Below are 20,419 nucleotides of genomic sequence, written 5' to 3'. Positions count from 1 at the left end.
CCTCTGCTGCCTTGGCGCAGGGCTGTCCGGCTCAGCCAAGTCGATGTCTTTTTCAACCAAGCCTGCGACCGCAGGCGCGGACTATCTTGAACACCAAGCCCACTGATTATTGACGAGTACACAGTGCTCTTCGGCCACTGACGATAAGGACCGCCCCACCATGGCAATCGTTCGCCCCACCCTTGAGCAGCTATTGGATATCGCGAGCAGCCTGCACATGCAGCTCAGCCCCGAGCAAGCTGATGAATACTTGCTTCTTATGCAGTCAAGCTTCGACGCTTACGACCTGATTGACGAGTTGCCCGACTTTATCCCGCCTGTACGTTACGAACGCAGCTCGGGCTATCGCCCATCGGCCGCACACAACCCATTGAACGCCTGGTACTTGCGCACGGAAGTCAGCGGCGCCCGTGAAGGCAAACTGGCCGGTAAAACGGTCGCGCTCAAGGACAATATTTCACTGGCTGGCGTGCCCATGATGAATGGTGCCAAGCCGCTGGAGGGCCACGTTCCAGCGTTCGACGCCACCGTCGTCACCCGATTGCTGGATGCGGGCGCAACCATCCTCGGCAAGGCCACGTGCGAGCATTACTGCCTGTCCGGTGGCAGTCACACCTCCGACCCCGCACCGGTGCACAACCCTTATCGCCATGGGTTTGCCTCGGGTGGATCGTCTTCCGGCAGCGCGGCGCTGGTTGCCGCGGGCGAGGTCGACCTGGCAGTCGGCGGCGACCAGGGCGGCTCCATCCGGATTCCTTCCGCATTCTGCGGCACCTACGGCATGAAGCCGACCCACGGCCTGGTGCCTTACACCGGAATCATGGCCATCGAAGCGACCATCGATCATGCCGGCCCCATCACCGCCAATGTGCGCGACAACGCCTTGATGCTGGAGGTGATGGCCGGCGCGGACGGGCTCGATCCGCGACAAGCCGCCCCGCAGGTCGACACGTACAGCGATTACCTGGAGCGCGGCGTGAGCGGTCTCAGGATCGGCATCCTGCGCGAAGGCTTCGAACTGGCCAACCAGGACCCGCGCGTGGCTTCGTCTGTACGCAATGCCATCGCACGGTTTTCGCAGCTGGGCGCGCAGGTCGAGGAGGTGTCGGTACCGGAACACAAGATTGCCGGTTCGCTGTGGCACCCCATCGGCTGTGAGGGCCTGACGATGCAGATGATGCACGGCAATGGGGCCGGCTTTAACTGGCAAGGGCTGTATGACGTCGGGTTGCTGGACAAGCAAGCCGGATGGCGCGATCAGGCCAATGACCTGTCGGCCTCTCTCAAGCTGTGCATGTTCGTCGGTCAATACGGTGTCGAGCGCTACAACGGCCGTTTCTACGCCAAGGCGCAAAACCTCAGGCGCCTGGCACGCTCCGCTTATGACGCGGCATTGGCGCGCTATGACCTGCTGGTGATGCCTACCGTGCCGATCATTGCCCAGCCCCACCCGGAGCCGGGTTGCTCGATCACCGAGTATGTGGCCCGAGCCCTGGAAATGATCGGCAACGCCTCCGCCCAGGACATCACCGGCCATCCGGCCATGTCGATTCCCTGCGGCCTGGTAGACGGCTTACCTGTCGGGCTCATGCTGGTGGGCAAGCACTATGCCGAAGGCACGATTTACCAGGCTGCCGCGGCGTTCGAAGCGTCTGTTGACTGGAAAAACTCTTAGCCGGTCCTGCAGCGCCAAAAGAAGCAGCGCAAAAAGAATAAGCCGTCAGGCGCTGCCTGGAAGATCAACGATGAGGAATCAACTCATGACCACACCTGAAAAAAACACGTCAACCCCGGGTGAACGAGCACAGGCGTTACTGCAAGTGCTCAAGCAAAAGGACCTGATCCCCGACGGTTACATCGAGCACATGACACAGCTGATGGCGCACGAATGGAGCCCGGAAAATGGTGCTCGGATTGTGGCCAAGGCCTGGGTGGACCCGCAGTTTCGTGAACTGCTGCTCAAGGACGGCACCGCAGCGTGCGCCCAGTTTGGCTACACCGGCCCGCAGGGTGAATACATCGTTGCCCTGGAAGACACGCCCAGCGTGAAAAACGTGATTGTGTGCAGCCTGTGCTCCTGCACCAACTGGCCTGTGCTCGGCTTGCCGCCGGAGTGGTACAAGGGCTTCGAATTCCGTGCGCGGCTGGTTCGCGAAGGGCGCACCGTCCTGCGGGAATTGGGCACGCACCTGCCGGCCTCGGTCACCATCAAGGTGTGGGACACCAGCGCCGAAAGCCGCTACCTGGTGCTGCCTGTGCGGCCGCAGGGGAGCGAATCCATGGATGAAGAAGCGCTTCGAAAATTGATCACCAAGGATGTCCTTATCGGCGTGGCGCTACCGCACGTAGCGTAACCGGGGCGCTTTGTTTCTTTCACTTTTCAGAGGTATTCACGATGGATGGTTTTCACGATCTCGGTGGTTTTCAAGGCTTTGGCAAGGTCCCTCATACCATCAACAGCCTGAGCTACAAACAGGTGTTCAAGCAGGACTGGGAGCACCTGGCCTACAGCCTGATGTTTGTCGGTGCCGATCACTTGAAAAAGTTCAGCGTGGACGAAATACGCCACGCCGTCGAACGCCTGGATGTTCGTCAACATGTCGGCACCCAGTACTACGAACGCTATGTCATCGCGACCGCCACCCTGCTGGTCGAAACAGGCGTCATCACCCAGGCGGAACTCGATCAGGCCCTGGGTGCTCACTTCAAGCTGGCGAATCCCGCTCATGCTGAAGGTCGCCCGGCGATCACCGGTCGAGCGCACTTTGAGGTGGGCGACCGAGTGCTCGTGCGAGACGAGTATGTGGCCGGGCATACCCGCATGCCCGCCTATGTGCGTGGCAAAGAAGGCGTGGTCCTGCACCGCACATCCGCGCAGTGGCCATTCCCGGACGCGATTGGCCATGGCGACCTGAGCGCGGCGCATCAGCCCACCTACCACGTCGAGTTTCGCACTCAGGACCTGTGGGGGGACGCCGCAGATGAGGGTTTGGTGGTGGTCGACCTGTTCGAAAGCTACCTGGATAAGGCCGCAAGCCAACCTGCGGTGAACACATGATTGACGGCGCCCAGGCGGGCCGACTGCCGGTAACGGTACTTTCCGGCTTCCTCGGCGCCGGCAAAACCACCCTGCTCAACCATATCCTGCGCAATCGCGAAGGCCTGCGGGTGGCGGTCATCGTCAATGACATGAGCGAAGTCAACATCGATGCCGAAGAGGTGCAGCGCGACGTATCACTGCACCGTGGCCGCGATGAGTTGATCGAGATGAGCAATGGTTGCATCTGCTGCACGCTGCGCGCCGATCTGCTCGAACAGATCAGTGCCCTGGCACGCCAGCAGCGTTTCGATTACCTGCTGATTGAATCCACCGGGATCTCCGAGCCCATGCCCGTGGCGGAGACGTTCGCTTTCCTGGACGCACAGGGCTTCAGCCTCAGCGAACTGGCACGGCTCGATACGCTGGTGACGGTGGTCGATGGCAGTCGTTTTCAGGCGTTGCTGGCGTCGCCGGACACCGTGGCACGCGACGACGCGCAGGAGGACACACCCAAGCGCCCTCTGGCGGACCTTCTGATCGAGCAGGTGGAGTATGCCAACGTCATTCTCGTCAACAAACTGGACCTGCTCGATGAGCCTGGCTACCAGGCCGTGCACGCGATCCTCGCCGGCCTTAACCCGACCGCGCGGATCGTGCCGATGGTTGAGGGTAACGTTGAGTTATCCAGCATCCTCGATACCCATCTGTTTGATCTGCCCAGCCTTGCGGCGTCGCCGGGCTGGATGAAGAAAATGGAGGCCGGCGACGCACCGGCCTCCGAGTCGGACACCTATGGCGTGACGTCCTGGGTGTACCGCGAGCGCGCGCCTTTTCACCCAAAGCGATTGTTCGACTTTCTCCAGCGGCCCTGGTGCAACGGGCGTCTGCTGCGCAGCAAAGGTTACTTCTGGCTCGCCAGCCGACACCGGGAAACCGGCCTGCTGGTGCAGAGCGGCAAGCAGTTCCAGTGGGACTATGTCGGCCACTGGTGGAACTTCATCGAGCCGTCGCAATGGCCGCGGGATGAATATCGGTTGCAAAGCATCATGGCCAAGTGGGACAGCATTGTCGGGGATTGCCGGCAAGAGCTGGTCTTCATCGGCCAGGATCTGGATACCCACACGTTGCAGCGCGAACTCGACCACTGCCTGCTGAGTGCTCGGGAAATCGCCGCCGGCCCGTCGGCCTGGCAAGCCCTGCCGGGGGCGACAGCCTTTGACGCCCGGGCCTTGTCGACATGCCCGACGCCCTCGCTTGCAGGCTGAACCCATTTGATCGAGGTAGAGGTGTTCCATGCTTTTTTTCAGCCGAACCACCCGCTGGGTACTGGCGCCACTTGCCGACAGGCTGGAGCAGCCTGACCAGGCGAGCACGCCGTTATCGTCGAACCACCCGTTATTGCGCCGCATCCTTGCAGGCGTCGAGCAACTGCTGCAGGAGCGACAAGCCCTGAAGGAGCAAACGCGCGCACTGACCTTGCACGTCAGCCAATTGGACGAGCGCCTGGCTGACCGCGACAAACATTTGCGCCAGTTGCAAGCACGCTGGGCACTGATCACCCGAGGCGCAGATGAACTGTTCTGGTCGCTGGACCTGGAGGGCGCCGCCGCACCCGCGGCGGAGTCCAGGATGGAGTGGACGGGGTCTGCATCGATCCAGGCCCAAGGTATTGATCAGCTTGGCCGTTGGAGCGAACAGCTACACCCGGCTGATCGGCAACCGCACCTGGAGGCGCTTGCCAGGCATCTTGCCGACCGCAACGGGCGGACGCCCTTTGCGCTCGAGGTGCGGATGAAGTCCGCATCAGACGGTGACTATCGATGGTGCAGGATCAGCGGCGATTCATGTCGCGATACGCAAGGCGTACCGCTCGCCATCGGTGGGATCCTGCGTGACATTCACGACCAGCACCTGCACACCGAAGCGCTCGAACTGGCGGCCACACGTTTCGACATTTCCCGGGAGATGCTGCATGACGGGCTCTGGGACATCGAGGTCGTGGCTGGCGACCCTGCGAACCCGACAAATACCATTTGGTGGTCTTCGCAAATGCGCCGGCTGCTGGGGTGCAGCACGGTTGAAGAATTCCCCAACACCCTGGAAAGCTGGACCTCGCGCCTGCATCCCGAGGACAGCGCGCGGGCAATCGCAGCGTTTGTCGCCCACGTTGATGACCGCAGCGGCAAGACCCCGTTTGATGTGGATTATCGACTCAAACATAAAAGTGGCGCTTACCGCTGGTTTCGCGGCCGGGGGCAAACGCGCCGCGCACAGGACGGTTCACCGCAAAGAGTGGTGGGCGCCATCACCGATATCCATGCCCACCATGAAGAAAGCACGATGCGTGAGGCTCAGGCGGAACAACATCGGGTGATGCAGGAAACCCTCAGCAAGTTGACCCAGATTGTCGCCACCATCCAGGGCATTGCCAGCCAAACCAACCTGTTGGCGTTGAACGCCGCCATTGAGGCGGCGCGCGCAGGCGAGGCCGGGCGCGGGTTTGCCGTGGTCGCCGATGAAGTGCGCAAGCTGGCCACCCGAACCAGCCAGGCCACACAGCAAGCAGCCGAAATGATGGACAGCTAACACCTTGAAAGCGCGTGCACTGGGCCAGTGCACACAGGGCATATTCCAACAATAATAATCAGGTACGTTATGCGCGATTACGACTCAGCAGTGAGATCTTTCGATTATCTACAACTGGCCGCCCAGGATTTGCACGGCGAGCTGGCCGCCTTGAACGCATGCATCGAATGCTGCGATCGGCACGCCGACGGTGATGCCGTGGCGTTGTATTGCGAAACCCGGGATGGCCACGCCACGCACTACACCTTCAGCGAACTGCAGGCACAGGCTGCGCGCTTCGGCAACTTTCTGCGAGAGCAAGGGGTCAAGCCGGGCGAACGTGTAGCAGGCCTGATGCCACGCACGGTTGAACTGTTGATTGCCATTTTGGGTACCTGGCGCATCGGCGCGGTCTACCAACCGCTCTTCACTGCATTCGGCCCAAAGGCGATCGAGCAGCGGTTGGGCTGCTCCGAGGCACGCTGGATCGTGACCGATGCCCATAATCGCCCCAAGCTCGACGAGGTCACTGACTGCCCCCCTATCATCGTGACCGGCGCTGATCCACGGCACCCGGGTGATTACGACTTCTGGGCCGCCCTGAGTCGTCAACAGGCGGATTGCACGCCTGAGTTGCTGGACGCCAGCGCACCGTTCCTGCTGATGTGCACGTCGGGTACCACAGGGCCGGCCAAGCCGCTGGAGGTACCGTTAAGCGCCATTCTGGCTTTCAAGGGCTATATGCGTGATTCGATTGACCTGCGAGAGGACGACCATTTCTGGAATCTCGCCGACCCCGGCTGGGCCTATGGTTTGTACTACGCAGTGACCGGCCCGCTGGCGTGTGGCCGTGCCACGCTGTTCTATGACGGCCCTTTTGCGGTGGACAGTACCTGCCGGATCATCGCCAAGTATGCGATCAGCAACCTGGCCGGCTCGCCGACGGCTTATCGTCTGCTGATCGCAGCAGGGGCTGAGTTCGCCGACGCCGTGCGTGGCCACCTGCGTGTCATCAGCAGCGCCGGCGAACCGCTCAACCCGCAAGTCATTCGGTGGTTTGCCGAAGAACTCGGTGTGGTCATCCACGACCACTACGGCCAGACTGAAATCGGCATGGTGCTGTGCAATCACCACGGCTTGCGCCACCCGGTACGTGAGGGCTCGGCCGGTTATGCGGTTGCGGGGTACCGGATTGTCGTGCTGGATGACGCACATCGCGAATTGCCGACTGGCCGGCCAGGCGTGCTGGCGGTGGATCGCGAGCGCTCGCCCCTGTGCTGGTTCAACGGCTACTTCGGTATGCACACCAAGGCCTTTGTCGACCGCTATTACTTGAGCGGCGATATCGTGGAGCTCAATGACGACGGCAGTATCAGCTTCGTCGGCCGTAACGACGACGTGATCACCACGTCCGGTTATCGCGTCGGGCCTTTCGATGTGGAAAGTGCGCTGATTGAACACCCGGCGGTGGTTGAAACCGCCGTCATCGGCAAACCCGACCCGCAACGCACCGAGCTGATCAAGGCGTTTGTCGTACTGAACCGTCAGTACCTGCCAAGCGCCGAGTTGGCAGAAGTCTTGCGCCTGCATGTGCGACAGCGCCTGGCCGCACATGCGTACCCACGGGAAATCGAGTTCGTTGAACAACTGCCCAAGACACCGAGTGGCAAACTGCAGCGGTTCATTCTGCGCAGCCAGGAAATGGCAAGGCAGCAGGCGCTCGACAAATAAGGCCAGGGCCGTCGGGAGCGGCTACGTGTGTACAGCACGGCGCGAGTGTTGTGCTAAGCCGCACGGAATTCCAGCGCAGAGCCCTGGAGTTGTCAGGGACATCACCCGGTGGAAGGTCGGCGACCGTGTGACGGTCGCCCTTTGCAGGCTGATGTGGCGCGTGTCGCGAGTGCAACAGCGGTAACCCGCAAGTCTGCACTACCCAGTTTCAACCGGGCTTCACTCATTGGGGGTCGTTTGCCGAGTACGTCGGTATACACCAGGCCGACCTGAACCTCGTCGCACAGCCGGCGTGACCGCGTTCTAGACTCATTCACCTGCCACCGGCAATGTACAGGTGTGTGGGCTCCTCGCTTACTCTATAAACGCCGTATTGCCGCACCTGATCTATAAAGATATTGGCAGGTGTGCCGATAATCGAGAAAGCCCTTCAGGCGGTTGCAGTTCGTTTTGGCGATGAGTAAGGAACACGAAATGATGCCTTTTCGTAAGAGCGCCCTTAAAGCATCCGACGTGACCCTCTGCATTCTTGTGTGCCTGGCTGGGGTGGCCGTAACGAGCTTGGTACTGATTCTTTACCACGGGTCAGAGCAGCGCACCGTTGCCGTTGCGTTCCAACTGGAGGTTGACGAACGATTCAGTCGCTTGCAGCGACGTTTTACTGTTCAAGACTTGAAACTGGACACCGTCAGGCGTTTCTTCATCAACGCCGACGATGTCACGGAAAAGGAGTTTATGGGGTTCGTCACGCCTCTCGTCGAAGAGGGCGAAACGTACGGTTGGGTACCGAGGATTCTCGAGCAGGATCTACAAGTGTTTCACACCAAGGCGCTGCTCAATGGTACGAGTGACTTTGCGTATCATGAGATCAATCCAATCACCGGTGCCGAAGCCCCCCTCACCCGCCGCCCGGAACACATGGTCTTGCTCTATTTATCGAAGCGCGATGACGTGAAGGTTACCCCTGGCATGGATGTCATCGCCCGCCCGGATCGCGAGGCCCTGTTGAAGAAGGCACGAGAAACACATCAAATGGTCGTGTCGGAACCGTTGAAAATGAGCAATGGCCAGGCCGGGGTTTTCTTTGTCGCTCCCGTATTCAAAGAGTCCTCCGAGGCGCCAGTGAACGATGAAGGTTTGCAGGGCTTCATCGTCTCGACAATGCGCTTGGCCTCCTTGATGGAACAAAGCATTCCGTTACCCAGTCTGCAACGACTGAACGTGACGCTGTCATTGACCGACACACAGCATCAGGAAGACAACATTTATCAGAGCTTATCGCCAGCTGCACCATCGCCGCTTTACGCTCAGCGCGTGTTGAAAGTAGCCGACCAACACTACTTGATGCGGTTTCGGCCAACCGCAGCATTTTTGAGCTCCAACAGTCACGCATCGTTTATCAGTCTGATTGCCGTGTTCGGAACAGGATTGACGCTGCTGATGACGTTGATGGTGTACTTGCTGATCACGCAGCGCGCGCGGGCCCTGTCTCTTGTTGAAGAGCGCACGCAAGCCCTGCGTTTATTGAACATTACCGACCACCTGACGGGCGTGTATAACCGCAGGCACTTCGAAGAGCTGATGGAACGCCTGCTCATTGAAGCTAACACCCACTACCAGCCTCTATCGCTGATCATGTTCGACGTTGATCACTTCAAACGCATCAACGACAGCAGAGGGCATCAATGCGGTGACAACGTGCTGAAGGCATTGTGTACACGAATACGTTCGGCAACGCGCAAATCCGATCTACTGTGCAGAACAGGTGGCGAAGAGTTTGCCTTGATCTGCCCGGGTAGCGAACTGCACGACACAAAGCGGCTGGCGGAAAAGCTTCGAGCCCTCGTCAGCGCCCTGCCCTTTGAGGAGGCGGGCCAGGTAACGTGTAGCTTCGGCGTCGCGGCGTGGGTGCCATCGGAGTCATTTGATGCTTTCATGCGGCGCGCGGACAGCGCTATGTACAGTGCTAAATCAAAGGGTCGTGATCAAGTCCAGCTTGCCAATGCGTAACAAGCCGGATGCAGGGTTATCACGACCTGGTGGGTCACGTCCCGATCAAAAGTCGTCCTTTACGGCTCCCCCGTTGATCTTGAACGCTCGGGTTTGCAAATAGACACTTCGAATGAAGTTGTACTTATCGCCCGTAATGAGCTTTTCGGACGTCAGATATTGAGCCCGTCCGTCGATCAGGCTCACGCCGTAAAGGCTATTACGGGTAGGAACGTCGCCGATGTAGCGGACCGGATTGGTGTAGGCATCGGGAAGGATGGCAGGCGCATCGCGCAGTGTGCTTGGCCCCAGGAGCGGCAGTACCAGGTAAGGGCCGCTATTTACCCCCCAGTAACCGAGGGTTTGACCGAAATCTTCGTCACTGCGCTGCAGCCCCATGGGCGTCGCGACGTCAAACAACCCCGCCAGGCCAATCGTGCTGTTGAGTAAAAAGCGACTCGTATCCACGCCGGCACTATGAAACTTGGCTTGAAGTAAGTTATTGGACAGATTTTTGACCTCCCCCAGATTATTGAAAAAATGATGAATGCCGTCTTGAGCAACCCGGGGAGTGACGAATTGGTAGGCCTGGGCGAGTGGTTTGAGTGCATAGGTATCCAACGTGTCGTTGAATGAGAAAATAGGTCGGTTAATACCTTCCCATGGATCTGCGTCGGCGTCCGCACGCGAAGGCGGTGAGATTGTGATGAAGCAGGCGCAGGCAAGCACCTGGACGCAACGGCTTACACTGGAACGAAAGGCACACATGGTTATTCCCCACTCAAAGAAGTCATCTGATTTGATGCGCGCAAGCCGTTCCTTCGCTGCGGTGATGTGTGCACGTGGCAGGGCCATTAATTCCAACCGCCCCCCAGCACTTTGTACAACGTGATGCGATTACTCTGCTCGGTCAGGCGCAGCGTGATCAGGTCCTGCTGTGCGCTGTAGAGCGAGCGTTGCGCATCCAGGGCTTCGAGGTAGCTTTGCGAGCCGCCCCGATACAAGGCATCCGAGAGTTCGAAGCTTTTGCGGCTGGCGTCGGTCAGCGCCTGTTGCGCGGCGATACGGCGATCCAGGGTGCTGCGCACCGCCAACGCATCGGCCACTTCGCGGAAGGCGGTCTGCAGGGTTTGCTGATAGGTCTGCACCTGGATCTCGCGTTCTACCTTGGCCGAATCCAGGGTCGCGCGGTTACTCCCGCCGTCAAAAATCGGCACGCTGATGCTCGGGGCAAAGGTCCAGGCACCGCTGCCGGACTTGAACAGGCCGGCCAATGCCGCACTGGACGAGCCGGCGTTGGCGGTCAGGCTGATGCTCGGGTAAAACGCCGCACGGGCCGCGCCAATATCGATGTTGGCGGACTTGAGCGTATGTTCGGCCGAGAGCACGTCCGGGCGTTGTTGCAGCAAGCTGGAGGGCAGGCCCGCCGGAATCTCCACCAGCACCGCCGCCGATTCCAGGTGCGTCCCCGGCAAGAGCGCCTCGGGCAGATCACTGCCGACCAACAGGCGCAAGGCATTGCGGTCCTGCAGGATCTGGCTCTCGTAGGACGCCACATCGCCCCGTGCCGACTCGACCGTGGTCTGGGCTTGCGCCACGGACAACGCAGAAGCGCCGCCCAAGGTGTAGCTGCGCTGGGTCAGGTCGTAGGTGGCCAACTGGCTGGTCAAGGTTTGCTGGGCCAGCAGCAGCCGTTCGTTGTCGGCGGCCAGGGTCAGCCAGGCCGTGGCCACTTCGGCCACCAGACTGATTTGCGTGCTGCGCCGGGTTTCCGTCAGCGCCAGGTAGTCTTCCAGCGCCTCATCCCGCAGGTTGCGAACCCGGCCAAACACGTCCAGCTCATAACTGCTCAGCCCCAATTGAGCGCTGTAATCGTGAGTGGTAGCCGCCGCGCCGGAGTTGGACAGCGACCCCGGTGTACGGCTATGGGTGCCGCTGACGCTCGCGTCGACAGTGGGAAACAGGTCCGCACGCTTGATGCGGTACTGCGCCTGGGCCTTCTCAACGTTCAGGCTGGCCAAACGCAAGTCGCGGTTATTGGCCAGCGCCAATACCTGCAACTGCGCCAGGCGGCTGTCGGTAAAGAACTGCTGCCATTTGATATCAGCCCCAGCCTGCCCTGTTGGCAGGCTGGCTGCTGGCAGCCATTGCTCGGACACCGGTGCAGCGGGACGCTCATACTGCGGTGCCAGGTTGACGCAACCGCCCAGGGCCATGGCGGCCAGCAAAGGCCAGTGTGACTTGATCATGCATCACCTGTCGGGGCAGATTGGTTAGCGCTGTGCACGCGGCCAAAACGGCGGCGGATCAGCACGAAAAACAGCGGCACAAAGAAAATCCCCAGCACCGTCGCGCTGAACATGCCGCCCAGCACCCCGGTCCCGATGGCCTGGCGCCCGGCGGAGCCTGCGCCCGTACTCAAGGCCAGCGGCAACACGCCGAACATGAACGCCAGGGAGGTCATCAGGATCGGCCGCAGGCGTTGGCGCACGGCGATCAGCGTCGCGTCGATCACGCTGTTGCCCTGCTCTTGCAAGTGCTTGGCAAACTCAACGATCAGGATCGCGTTTTTCGCGGCCAGGCCCACGGTGGTCAACAACCCGACCTGGAAATACACGTCGTTGCTCAACCCGGCGACACGGGTCGCCAGCACCGCACCGATCACCCCCAGGGGCACCACCAGGATCACCGAAAACGGCACCGACCAACTCTCATAGAGCGCGGCCAGGCACAGGAATACAAACAACACGGAGACGCCGTAGAGCAGCGGCGCCTGGGAGCCCGACAGGCGCAGTTGATAGGACTGCCCGGTCCACTCGTAGCCGATGCCCTGGGGCAATTGCCGGACAATCGCTTCCACCGCGTTCATCGCGTCCCCGGAGCTCACCCCTGGCGCAGGATCACCCACGATTTCCAGGGAGGCGTTACCGTTGTAGCGTTCCAGCAACGGCGAGCCGTAACTCCAGGAGCTGCTGGCGAAGGACGAAAACGGCACCATTTCATTGTTGCTGTTGCGCACAAACCAGTGATCAAGGTCCGCCGCCTGCATGCGCGAGTTTGCCTGGCCCTGTACATAGACTTTTTTCACCCGGCCCTGGTTGAGGAAGTCGTTTACGTAAGTACCGCCAAGCGCCGTCGACAATGTGGTGTTGATGTCACTGGTACTCAAGCTCAAGGCCCCGGCCTTGCGGTCGTCAATGCTGACCTTGAGCTGCGGCGCATCGTCCAGGCCGTTGCTGCGCACGCCCAGCAAGCGGGGGTCTTTCCTGGCCAACTCCAGGAACTGCTCGCGAGCCGCCACTAACGCATCATGGCCCAGGCCACCGAGGTCCTTGAGTTGCAGGTCGAACCCCGAGCTCTGGCCCAGGCCGCGCACGGTCGGCGGCTGCATGACAAACGCATCGGCATCGCCGATGCTCGACAGCGCCATGGTCGCCCGCTGGGCAATGGCGGCTGCACCCTCACCAGAGCCACCGCGTTCGGACCAGTCCTTGAGGCGAATAAACGCCCGTGCGGTATTCTGGCTGTTGCCGCCCATCCCCAGCCCGCTGATGCTGATCATCGCTTCGACTTCGGGCTGTTTCAGGATGTAGTCTTCGAACTGCTTGATCACGGCCTGTGTGCGGCTGTCCGTCGCGCCGACCGGTAACTGGATCTGTGCCAGGAGGATCCCCTGGTCTTCATCCGGCAGGAACGACGTGGCCAGGCTCATGTAGCCCACCGCCATGACCACCAGCACCACGCCGTAAAGCAGCAGGCTGCGTCCCCAACGGCGCAACACCGCCCCCACCCAGCGCTCATAACCGGCACTGGCCCGTTCAAAGGTGCGGTTGAACCAGCCGAAGAACCCGCGCTGAGCCGTATGCGCCTGGCCGCCACGCGCCTTGAGCAACGACGCGCAGAGCGCGGGTGTCAGGGTCATCGCCACCAGCACCGACAGGACCATGGCCGAGACAATGGTCACCGAAAACTGCCGATAGATAATCCCGGTGGAACCACCGAAAAACGCCATGGGAATAAACACTGCACTCAGCACCAGGGTGATACCGACCAGTGCACTGCTGATTTCACTCATCGATTGCCGCGTGGCGGCCACCGGCGACAGCCCCTCGCCCATCAACCGCTCGACGTTTTCCACCACCACAATGGCGTCGTCCACCAGCAAACCGATCGCCAGGACCATGGCAAACATGGTCAAGGTGTTGATCGAATAGCCGAACAACGCCAGCACACCGAACGTGCCCAGCAGCACCACCGGCACAGTAATCGCCGGTATCAGCGTTGCGCGCAGGCTCTGCAGGAACAGGAACATGATCAGCACCACCAGCACGATGGCCTCGCCCAGGGCCTTGACCACTTCCTCGATGGACAGGCTGACAAACGGCGTGGTGTCGTAGGCAATCACGTTTTTAAGCTGCATTTCTGTCGGGTAGAACGGCTCCATCTCCTTGAGCTTGGCCTTGACTGCCTCACCGACATTCAGCGCATTGGCGCCAGCCGCCAGTTGCACACCCATGGCCGCAGCGGGTTTGCCGTTGAGGGCCGAACTGATGTCGTAGCTTTCACTGCCCAACTCCAGGGTTGCGACGTCGCCCAGCAGAACGACAGCTCCATCACTGTTGGACTTGACGACGACATTACGAAACTCTTCAACGGTCTGCAGTTTGCTGCGGGCGCTGATCGTGGCGTTCAACTGCTGCCCCTTGATCGCCGGCAAGGCGCCGAGCTGCCCGGCGGAAACTTCAGTGTTCTGCGCCTCCAGTGCACTGCTGACGTCCGAGGGCATCAACGCGTACTTTTCCAACAGGGCGGGATCCAGCCAGATACGCATGGCGTAGCCCGACCCCAACGTCTGCACATCGCCAACGCCGTCTATTCGGCTGATGGAGTCCAGCAAGGTGGTGGAAATGTAGTCGCCGATCTGGGTACCGGTGACACTGGGGTCATCCGATGCCAGGGCGACAATCATCAAGAAATCCGAGCCGCCCTTGGTCACGGTCAGGCCTTCGCTTTGTACCGTTTGCGGCAGTCTCGACTCCGCTTGTTGCAGCTTGTTCTGCACCTGCATCTGGGCGACGTCCGGGTCGGTGCCGGCAGTAAAGGTCAAACTGATGCTGGCACTGCCTGCCGAACTGCTGGTGGCCGACATATAGGTCAGGTTATCCAGGCCTTTCATCTGCTGTTCGATGACCTGGGTCACCGAGTCCTCCACGGTCTTGGCCGAGGCCCGGTGTAGGTGGCAGAAATCGTGACCGTGGGCGGCGCGATGTCCGGGTACTGCTCCAACGGCAACTGGCTGATGGACAAGCCACCACCGAGCATGATCACGATGGCGATCACCCAGGCGAAGATCGGTCGATCAATAAAAAAGTGCGCCATGTTCAACCCGCCTTCACAGGAGTCGGCGTCGTAGCCGCCTGGGTAGTGGCGTCTTGCGCGTTTACGGCGGCGCCGACACGAACCTTTTGCCCGCCTTCGACGATCAACTGGTCCCCCGCGTTCAGGCCCGCGGTGACCCACCACTGGTTACCCACCGCGCGATCGATGGTCAGCTCGCGTTGTTCAACCTTGCCGTCAACCACCAGCAACGCGGTGGTCACACCACTGGCGCTGCGGTTTACCGCTTTTTGCGGAATCAGAATGGCCTGATCATTGCGCGCCTGCTCCAGCACCGCGCGCACATACATGCCCGGCAGCAGCAGGTGGTCCGGGTTGGCGAACTCTGCGCGAAGGGTCACGGTGCCCGTGCCCTCGTTGACACTGACGCCGCTGACCTTGAGCCGCCCCTCATGGTTGTAGGCGGTGCCATCGTCCAGCTTCAGACTGATCCGTGCCTGCCCTTCGCCGTTGGACTGCAAGGCCCGCTGGCCAGGTCACGCTTGAGCCGCAGCAGTTCCGTAGTCGATTGGGTGACATCCACATAGATCGGATCGAGTTGTTGCACCGTGGTCAACGCGCTGTCCTGATCAGCCACCACCAGCGCCCCGGGGTCACAGTGGACGTTTCAATGCGCCCGCTGACCGGCGAGGTAATACGTGTGTAAGCCAGGTTAATCCGGGCGGTCTCGACTTCAGCTGCGGCGACTTGCACGTCGGCGGCCGCGGTGAGCAACGTCGCCTGCGCGTCCTCGTTGTCTTGCTGGCTGATGGCATTGATCTTCACCAGTTCGGCGTCGCGCCTGGCGGTGGCCTGCGCCGATTTAAGCGTGGCGCGGTACTTGGCCAGGCTCGCCTGGGCCTGCGCCAGCGCGGCGTTGTAGGGCGCCGCATCCAATTGGTACAACGCTTGCCCGGCCTTGACATCCGCGCCCTCGACAAACAGCCGCCGCTGGACGATGCCACCGACTTGCGGACGAATCTGCGCCACCATGAAGGCCTGGGTGCGCCCCGCCAGCTCGGTGGTCAGCACTTGGCTCTGGGGTTTTATGCTGATCACCGAGACCTTGGGTGTGACCGCCTCAGGAAGTGGCTCGCCGCCGGAGCAGCCGCCCAGCATGACCAAAATGATCAAGGACAGGAGCACCGCGGCGGTGACCAGGAATTTGGCGATTATTTTCGTCGACATAGCAGCCTCTGCAAGACGGGATGACTTGAGTCAGCGCCATGCTGCGAGGCAAATGTGCAGGAAAATTGAAGATTGCCCCGCCGGGTTGAATCTTTCGCTCGCCAGGGCCTAAATGGTCACCATCCATTCCCGACGGCCCGCCTCCATGAAGTTGAGTATCTCCACCAAGCTGTTTATTGCGGTACTGGCCGGTGTGTTGCTGGTCATCCTGAGCATGGGCCTGGCGACCAGCTGGAGCTTCGGGCGGGGCTTTCTCGGGTACCTCAATGAGCAGGCGCTGGAGCGCATGGCGCCCGTGCTGCCGCGCCTGGCCAGCGCCTACGCGCGCGAAGGCAATTGGGAGTTCCTGCGCAACCAGCCGGACCGCTGGTTCGACATCATGCGGCCCGAACTTGGCGAGGATCCGGCGAAGAACGACCTGCGCACGCCTTTGGCCTCCGACCTGACAGGCGCGCTATTTCGCATCGCCTTGTTGGATAAACACAAAAAACGCGTGAACGGTTACCCGGATATTGGCGACGACGCGCTGTTGCGCCCGGTTGTCGTGGGCGACGAAACCGTGGGCTGGCTGGCCGTGACCCCGTTCCAGAGCGTAACCGAAGCCGGCGGCGAACGGTTCCAGCAATACCAGTTACGCACCAGTTTGGTCATGGGCGCGTTTTCGCTGCTGCTGGCGATGCTGATTGCCTGGTGGATCGCCCGAACGCTGCTGGAACCGGTCAAACGGGTGGCCGCAGCGACCCACCGTCTGGCCAGCGGTGACTACAGCAGTCGGGTGGCGGTGGCCTCCAATGACGAAGTGGGCCGATTGGCCCGTGATTTCAACCAGCTCGCCTACACCCTGGAGCGCAATGAACAGATGCGTCGCGAGTTCATGGCCGACGTTTCGCACGAGCTGCGCACCCCGCTGTCGGTAATGCGTGGCGAGCTGGAGGCCATCGAGGATGGCGTACGCACCCTGAACCCAGGCTCGATGAAGTCGTTGCAAGGCGAGGTCAGCATGCTCAGCAAACTGGTGGATGACCTGTATGAGTTGTCCCTGGCGGATATCGGCGCACTGACCTACCGCAAGAGCGTGTGTTCATTGGATCACTTGTTGCAAGCCAGCGTGTCGATGTTTCAGGAGCGTTTGAATACCCGGTACCTGCGCGTCGAATTGGACTTGCCATCCCAACCGCTGGAGCTGTTCGCCGACGCCAATCGCTTGCAGCAATTGTTTTCCAACCTGTTGGAGAACGCCGTGCGCTACACCGATCCGGGGGGGGTCATACACATCCGCGCCTCCCAGGATCGCGCCGAGGTGTGCCTCGAGCTCCTCGACTCCGGCCCTGGTGTTTCGGCCGAACAACTGCCGCGCCTGTTCGAGCGCTTCTATCGTGGCGAATCGTCGCGCAACCGTAGCAGTGGCGGGGCCGGCCTGGGGCTGGCGATTTGTCACAGCATCGCCCTCGCCCACGGCGGCAGCCTTGACGCCGCGCACTCCCCGCTTGGGGGGCTTTGGCTGACCCTGCGCCTGCCAAGGAACATTTGACTCATGAACGACGAAAGCCCGATCCTGATTGTCGAAGACGAACCGAAGCTGGCCGCATTGATGCAGGATTATGTGGTCGCGGCAGGCTATCCGACCCTGTGCCTGGACAACGGCTTGCAGGTGGTGCCGACCGTGCGCGCCCACACACCACGCCTGATCCTGCTCGACCTGATGCTGCCCGGCCGTGACGGTATGCAAGTTTGCCAGGACCTGCGGGTGTTCAGTGCCGTGCCCATCATCATGATCACCGCCCGCGTCGAAGAGGTGGACCGCCTGCTGGGGCTGGACCTGGGCGCCGACGACTACATCTGCAAGCCTTTCAGCCCGCGCGAAGTGGTTGCCCGGATCAAGGCCATCCTGCGCCGCGGTCCCCAACTGCTGACCAGCGCCCCACCGCGCCTGCTGATCGACGAAACGCAGTACCGCGCCTCACTCGACGGTATCGCGCTGGACCTCACCCCCCTTGAGCTGCGACTGCTCAGCACCTTTGCACGCTCCGCCGGGCGGGTGTTTTCCCGCGACCAACTGCTGGACAAGATCTACTCCGACCACCGCGTGGTCACCGACCGTACGGTGGACAGCCATATCCGCAACCTGCGACGCAAGCTGGAGCAGGCGTGCCCTGGAGAAACGCCCATCGAGTCATTGTATGGAGTGGGCTATCGGTTTCAGCTTGCCGACGCCTGAGGTCCCGTCGAAGAGACGGCCTTGGCGTGAATGCGATGTCTGGGCAAGCCCCTCGGTGCGTCCATTTCGGATCGCGCGCCGACGATTTAATCTTCGACATTTTCAACGCATAGGGCTTCGAGCAATACCGGCTCCAAGACGTCAAAGAAGCATCTGATTTCCCGGCTATCGCCGTTTACCTGGGTATTCAACTTTCGCGTCGTAGGGCTGTGCGCGCAGGCGAGGCCGGGCGCCGCAGGCCCTCAGATACTCAGGAGTTCGGCCAGCGGAAAACGCTGCGTGGTCTTCATTTCTCGCAGCGACAGGTTCGAGCGAATACTCAAAACGCCCGGGAGCTTTCGCAGCACCTTTTCGACGAATCTGCTGTAGCTGTCCAAATCCCTGGCGACGACTTGAAGTAAAAAATCCGCCTCGCCCGTTGTGTTGTGACAACTGAGTACCTGAGGCGCCGAGGCGATGATTTTTTCAAACTTTTCCGTGGCCTCTTCACTGTGATCACTGCAGGAAATCTGAACAAAAGCCATCACCCCCAGGCCCAGCTTTCTGCGATTCAGGATGGCTTGATACCCCTCAATCACCCCGCATTCCTCAAGGCGCTTTTGTTTACGCCAACAGGATGCTTCGCTGAGGGAAAGTTGCTCCGCCAATTTGACATTCGACAGTCGCCCATCTCGCTGCAATCGCTCTGATATTGCAATGTCCACCTTATCCAAACGCTCGAGCATGGTTGATCCTTTCAATTATGTGCCAGCTCACGGAGATTAATTTCATTTGGCGCAAACTATCAATCGCAATCTGAAAAGCAATTTCACCCCATTTGCACATAATGGATCACCGCTGATTCGAGCAGCCCCGCGCAAGAAAGCCATCGAATACAGCGCCGTGTCTATCCAGGTAGAGGTTACTTTCATGAAAGCAGTTGTCTACGAAGCCTTTTCCAAACCGCCGCGCTTGATGGACGTCGAAGACCCGACGCCGGAGCGTCACGGTGTGGTGATACAGGTGAGGGGCACGGGGGTTTGCCGCAGCGACTGGCACGGCTGGAAAGGCCATGATCCGGACATCCAGTTGCCGCATGTTCCCGGGCATGAGCTTGCCGGCATCGTGGCCGAGGTTGGCCGCGACATTACCCGGTGGAAGGTCGGCGACCGTGTGACGGTGCCCTTCGTCGGCGGGTGTGGCGCGTGTCCCGAGTGCAACAGCGGTAACCAGCAGGTCTGCACTACGCAGTTTCAACCGGGCTTTACCCACTGGGGTTCGTTTGCTGAATACGTCGGTATCCATCAGGCCGACCTGAACGTCGTGGCACTCCCTGAGAGCATGGACTTTGCCACCGCTGCAAGCCTGGGTTGTCGCTTCGCCACATCATTCCGCGCCGTCGTTGACCAAGGCAAAGTCAGCGCCGGACAGTGGGTTGCGGTGCACGGCTGCGGAGGCGTCGGCCTGTCCGCAGTGATGATCGCCAACGCCCTCGGCGCGAACGTCATCGCCATCGATATTTCCCAGGAAAAACTCGAACTGGCGCGCTCGCTCGGTGCCGTTGCAACCGTGAACGCACAAGCCGTTGCGGACGTCACCGAAGCCGTGCTGGAAATCACCCAGGGTGGCGCCCACGTCTCACTGGATGCACTGGGCCATCCCACCACGTGCTTCAACTCCATCAACAACCTGCGCCGTCGAGGCAAACACGTCCAGGTAGGCCTGATGCTCGCCGACCACGCCACACCGGCGATCCCCATGAGCAAAGTCATCGCGCACGAGCTTGAGATCTACGGAAGCCACGGCATGCAAGCCCATCGTTATGACGCCATGGTCCAGATGATCACCGGCGGAAAACTCGCCCCGGAAAAACTCGTGGGTAAAACCATCAGCCTGGAGCAGTCCATCGACGCGTTGATGAACATGGATCGCTTCGAGACGGCCGGCGTAACGGTTGTGACCGAGTTCTAGCTCAGGCAGGACGCAACAGTACCCAGGCCACAATACCCATTAAGTATTGGTCACCACCTCCTGGGGTATTTGACCTCTCCCAACCAAAGCAACACCATCCAGTTCATCAGGACCCCATCAACACGCAGCTCAAGGAATGACCGCCTCCATGCACCCCATCTCTATTGAACGGGTCGAAGCTCACCTCGTCGAGCTGCCGACCCTCAGGCCACACCGGCTGGCGATGCATACCATCGAAACCCAAACTACCGTGATCCTGCGGATCCGCTGCAGCGACGGCATCGACGAAAACACCAGGGAGCGACGCTCAAACTGGGCAGCGCCGACTGGTTCGGCCTGGACGACCCAGCCCTGCATGCCGA

Annotated in this window: 12 protein-coding genes and 6 pseudogenes; 13 read left to right on the top strand and 5 right to left on the bottom strand. The window is 60.6% G+C overall.

Annotated elements, in window-relative coordinates; translation table 11 throughout:
• Positions 1-160 precede the first annotated feature (160 nt).
• The 9 genes and pseudogenes from AB5I78_RS11045 to AB5I78_RS11005 all read left to right on the top strand — a co-directional run bounded on the left by AB5I78_RS11045 (position 161) and on the right by AB5I78_RS11005 (position 9,346).
• Complete coding sequence (locus AB5I78_RS11045; RefSeq protein ID WP_262206208.1) at positions 161-1,675, top strand: amidase; 1,515 nt, start codon at positions 161-163, stop codon at positions 1,673-1,675.
• A gap of 85 nt (positions 1,676-1,760) precedes the next feature.
• Complete coding sequence (gene nthA, locus AB5I78_RS11040) at positions 1,761-2,354, top strand: nitrile hydratase subunit alpha (protein WP_145163493.1); 594 nt, start codon at positions 1,761-1,763, stop codon at positions 2,352-2,354.
• 41 nt (positions 2,355-2,395) lie between these two features.
• Entirely contained in the window at positions 2,396-3,058 is a 663-nt protein-coding gene (gene nthB / locus AB5I78_RS11035; RefSeq protein ID WP_369302700.1) for a nitrile hydratase subunit beta, read from the top strand.
• A complete protein-coding gene (locus AB5I78_RS11030; protein ID WP_369302701.1) occupies positions 3,055-4,305 on the top strand; it encodes a GTP-binding protein in 1,251 nt (416 codons plus the stop codon). Before nthB ends, AB5I78_RS11030 begins: the two co-directional genes overlap by 4 nt.
• Positions 4,306-4,333: 28 nt before the next feature.
• Positions 4,334-5,347: pseudogene (locus AB5I78_RS11025) on the top strand (PAS domain-containing protein); the annotation flags it as partial.
• A pseudogene (locus AB5I78_RS11020) lies at positions 5,333-5,617 on the top strand (methyl-accepting chemotaxis protein); the annotation flags it as partial. The pseudogenes AB5I78_RS11025 and AB5I78_RS11020, both read left to right, overlap by 15 nt.
• Before the next feature lie 78 nt (positions 5,618-5,695).
• Positions 5,696-7,336, top strand: a complete 1,641-nt coding sequence (locus AB5I78_RS11015; RefSeq protein ID WP_369302704.1) for an AMP-binding protein — start codon at positions 5,696-5,698, stop codon at positions 7,334-7,336.
• Between the two features lie 88 nt (positions 7,337-7,424).
• A pseudogene (locus AB5I78_RS11010) lies at positions 7,425-7,626 on the top strand (alcohol dehydrogenase catalytic domain-containing protein); the annotation flags it as partial.
• A 184-nt stretch (positions 7,627-7,810) separates the two neighbouring features.
• Positions 7,811-9,346, top strand: coding sequence for a diguanylate cyclase (locus AB5I78_RS11005; RefSeq protein WP_369302705.1), 1,536 nt, complete (start codon positions 7,811-7,813; stop codon positions 9,344-9,346).
• A 45-nt stretch (positions 9,347-9,391) separates the two neighbouring features.
• Here the strand turns inward: AB5I78_RS11005 and AB5I78_RS11000 are convergent, their stop codons facing one another.
• The 4 genes and pseudogenes from AB5I78_RS11000 to AB5I78_RS10985 form a co-directional block, all read right to left on the bottom strand.
• Complete coding sequence (locus AB5I78_RS11000; protein ID WP_315975597.1) at positions 9,392-10,093, bottom strand: VacJ family lipoprotein; 702 nt, start codon at positions 10,091-10,093, stop codon at positions 9,392-9,394.
• Between the two features lie 86 nt (positions 10,094-10,179).
• Positions 10,180-11,574, bottom strand: coding sequence for an efflux transporter outer membrane subunit (locus AB5I78_RS10995; RefSeq protein ID WP_369302706.1), 1,395 nt, complete (start codon positions 11,572-11,574; stop codon positions 10,180-10,182).
• A pseudogene (locus tag AB5I78_RS10990) lies at positions 11,571-14,704 on the bottom strand (efflux RND transporter permease subunit). Before AB5I78_RS10990 ends, AB5I78_RS10995 begins: the two are co-directional and overlap by 4 nt.
• A 2-nt stretch (positions 14,705-14,706) precedes the next feature.
• A pseudogene (locus tag AB5I78_RS10985) lies at positions 14,707-15,889 on the bottom strand (efflux RND transporter periplasmic adaptor subunit).
• A 145-nt stretch (positions 15,890-16,034) separates the two neighbouring features.
• Here AB5I78_RS10985 and baeS point away from each other — a divergent pair.
• Both baeS and AB5I78_RS10975 read left to right on the top strand, forming a co-directional pair.
• Positions 16,035-17,420: a sensor histidine kinase efflux regulator BaeS gene (gene baeS / locus AB5I78_RS10980; protein ID WP_369302709.1), complete on the top strand. Its 1,386-nt coding sequence runs from the start codon at positions 16,035-16,037 to the stop codon at positions 17,418-17,420.
• Between the two features lie 3 nt (positions 17,421-17,423).
• Positions 17,424-18,107 carry a response regulator gene (locus AB5I78_RS10975; protein WP_262206215.1) on the top strand — a complete coding sequence of 228 codons (684 nt, stop codon included), beginning with the start codon at positions 17,424-17,426 and terminating at the stop codon, positions 18,105-18,107.
• A gap of 242 nt (positions 18,108-18,349) precedes the next feature.
• Here the strand turns inward: AB5I78_RS10975 and AB5I78_RS10970 are convergent, their stop codons facing one another.
• The gene (locus AB5I78_RS10970) at positions 18,350-18,832 is read right to left on the bottom strand and encodes an Lrp/AsnC family transcriptional regulator (RefSeq protein ID WP_242200169.1); all 483 of its coding nucleotides are present in this window, start codon (positions 18,830-18,832) and stop codon (positions 18,350-18,352) included.
• Between the two features lie 184 nt (positions 18,833-19,016).
• Between AB5I78_RS10970 and AB5I78_RS10965 the strand changes: the two genes are divergently transcribed.
• Both AB5I78_RS10965 and AB5I78_RS10960 read left to right on the top strand, forming a co-directional pair.
• A complete protein-coding gene (locus tag AB5I78_RS10965) occupies positions 19,017-20,057 on the top strand; it encodes a zinc-dependent alcohol dehydrogenase family protein (protein ID WP_369302710.1) in 1,041 nt (346 codons plus the stop codon).
• A gap of 148 nt (positions 20,058-20,205) precedes the next feature.
• A pseudogene (locus AB5I78_RS10960) lies at positions 20,206-20,340 on the top strand (muconate cycloisomerase); the annotation flags it as partial.
• Between the last annotated feature and the right edge of the window lie 79 nt (positions 20,341-20,419).

The sequence above is a fragment of the Pseudomonas sp. N2-3-1-14 genome, assembly GCF_041228395.1.
GTDB lineage: Bacteria > Pseudomonadota > Gammaproteobacteria > Pseudomonadales > Pseudomonadaceae > Aquipseudomonas.
This window is presented reverse-complemented; position numbering and strand designations above follow the sequence as displayed.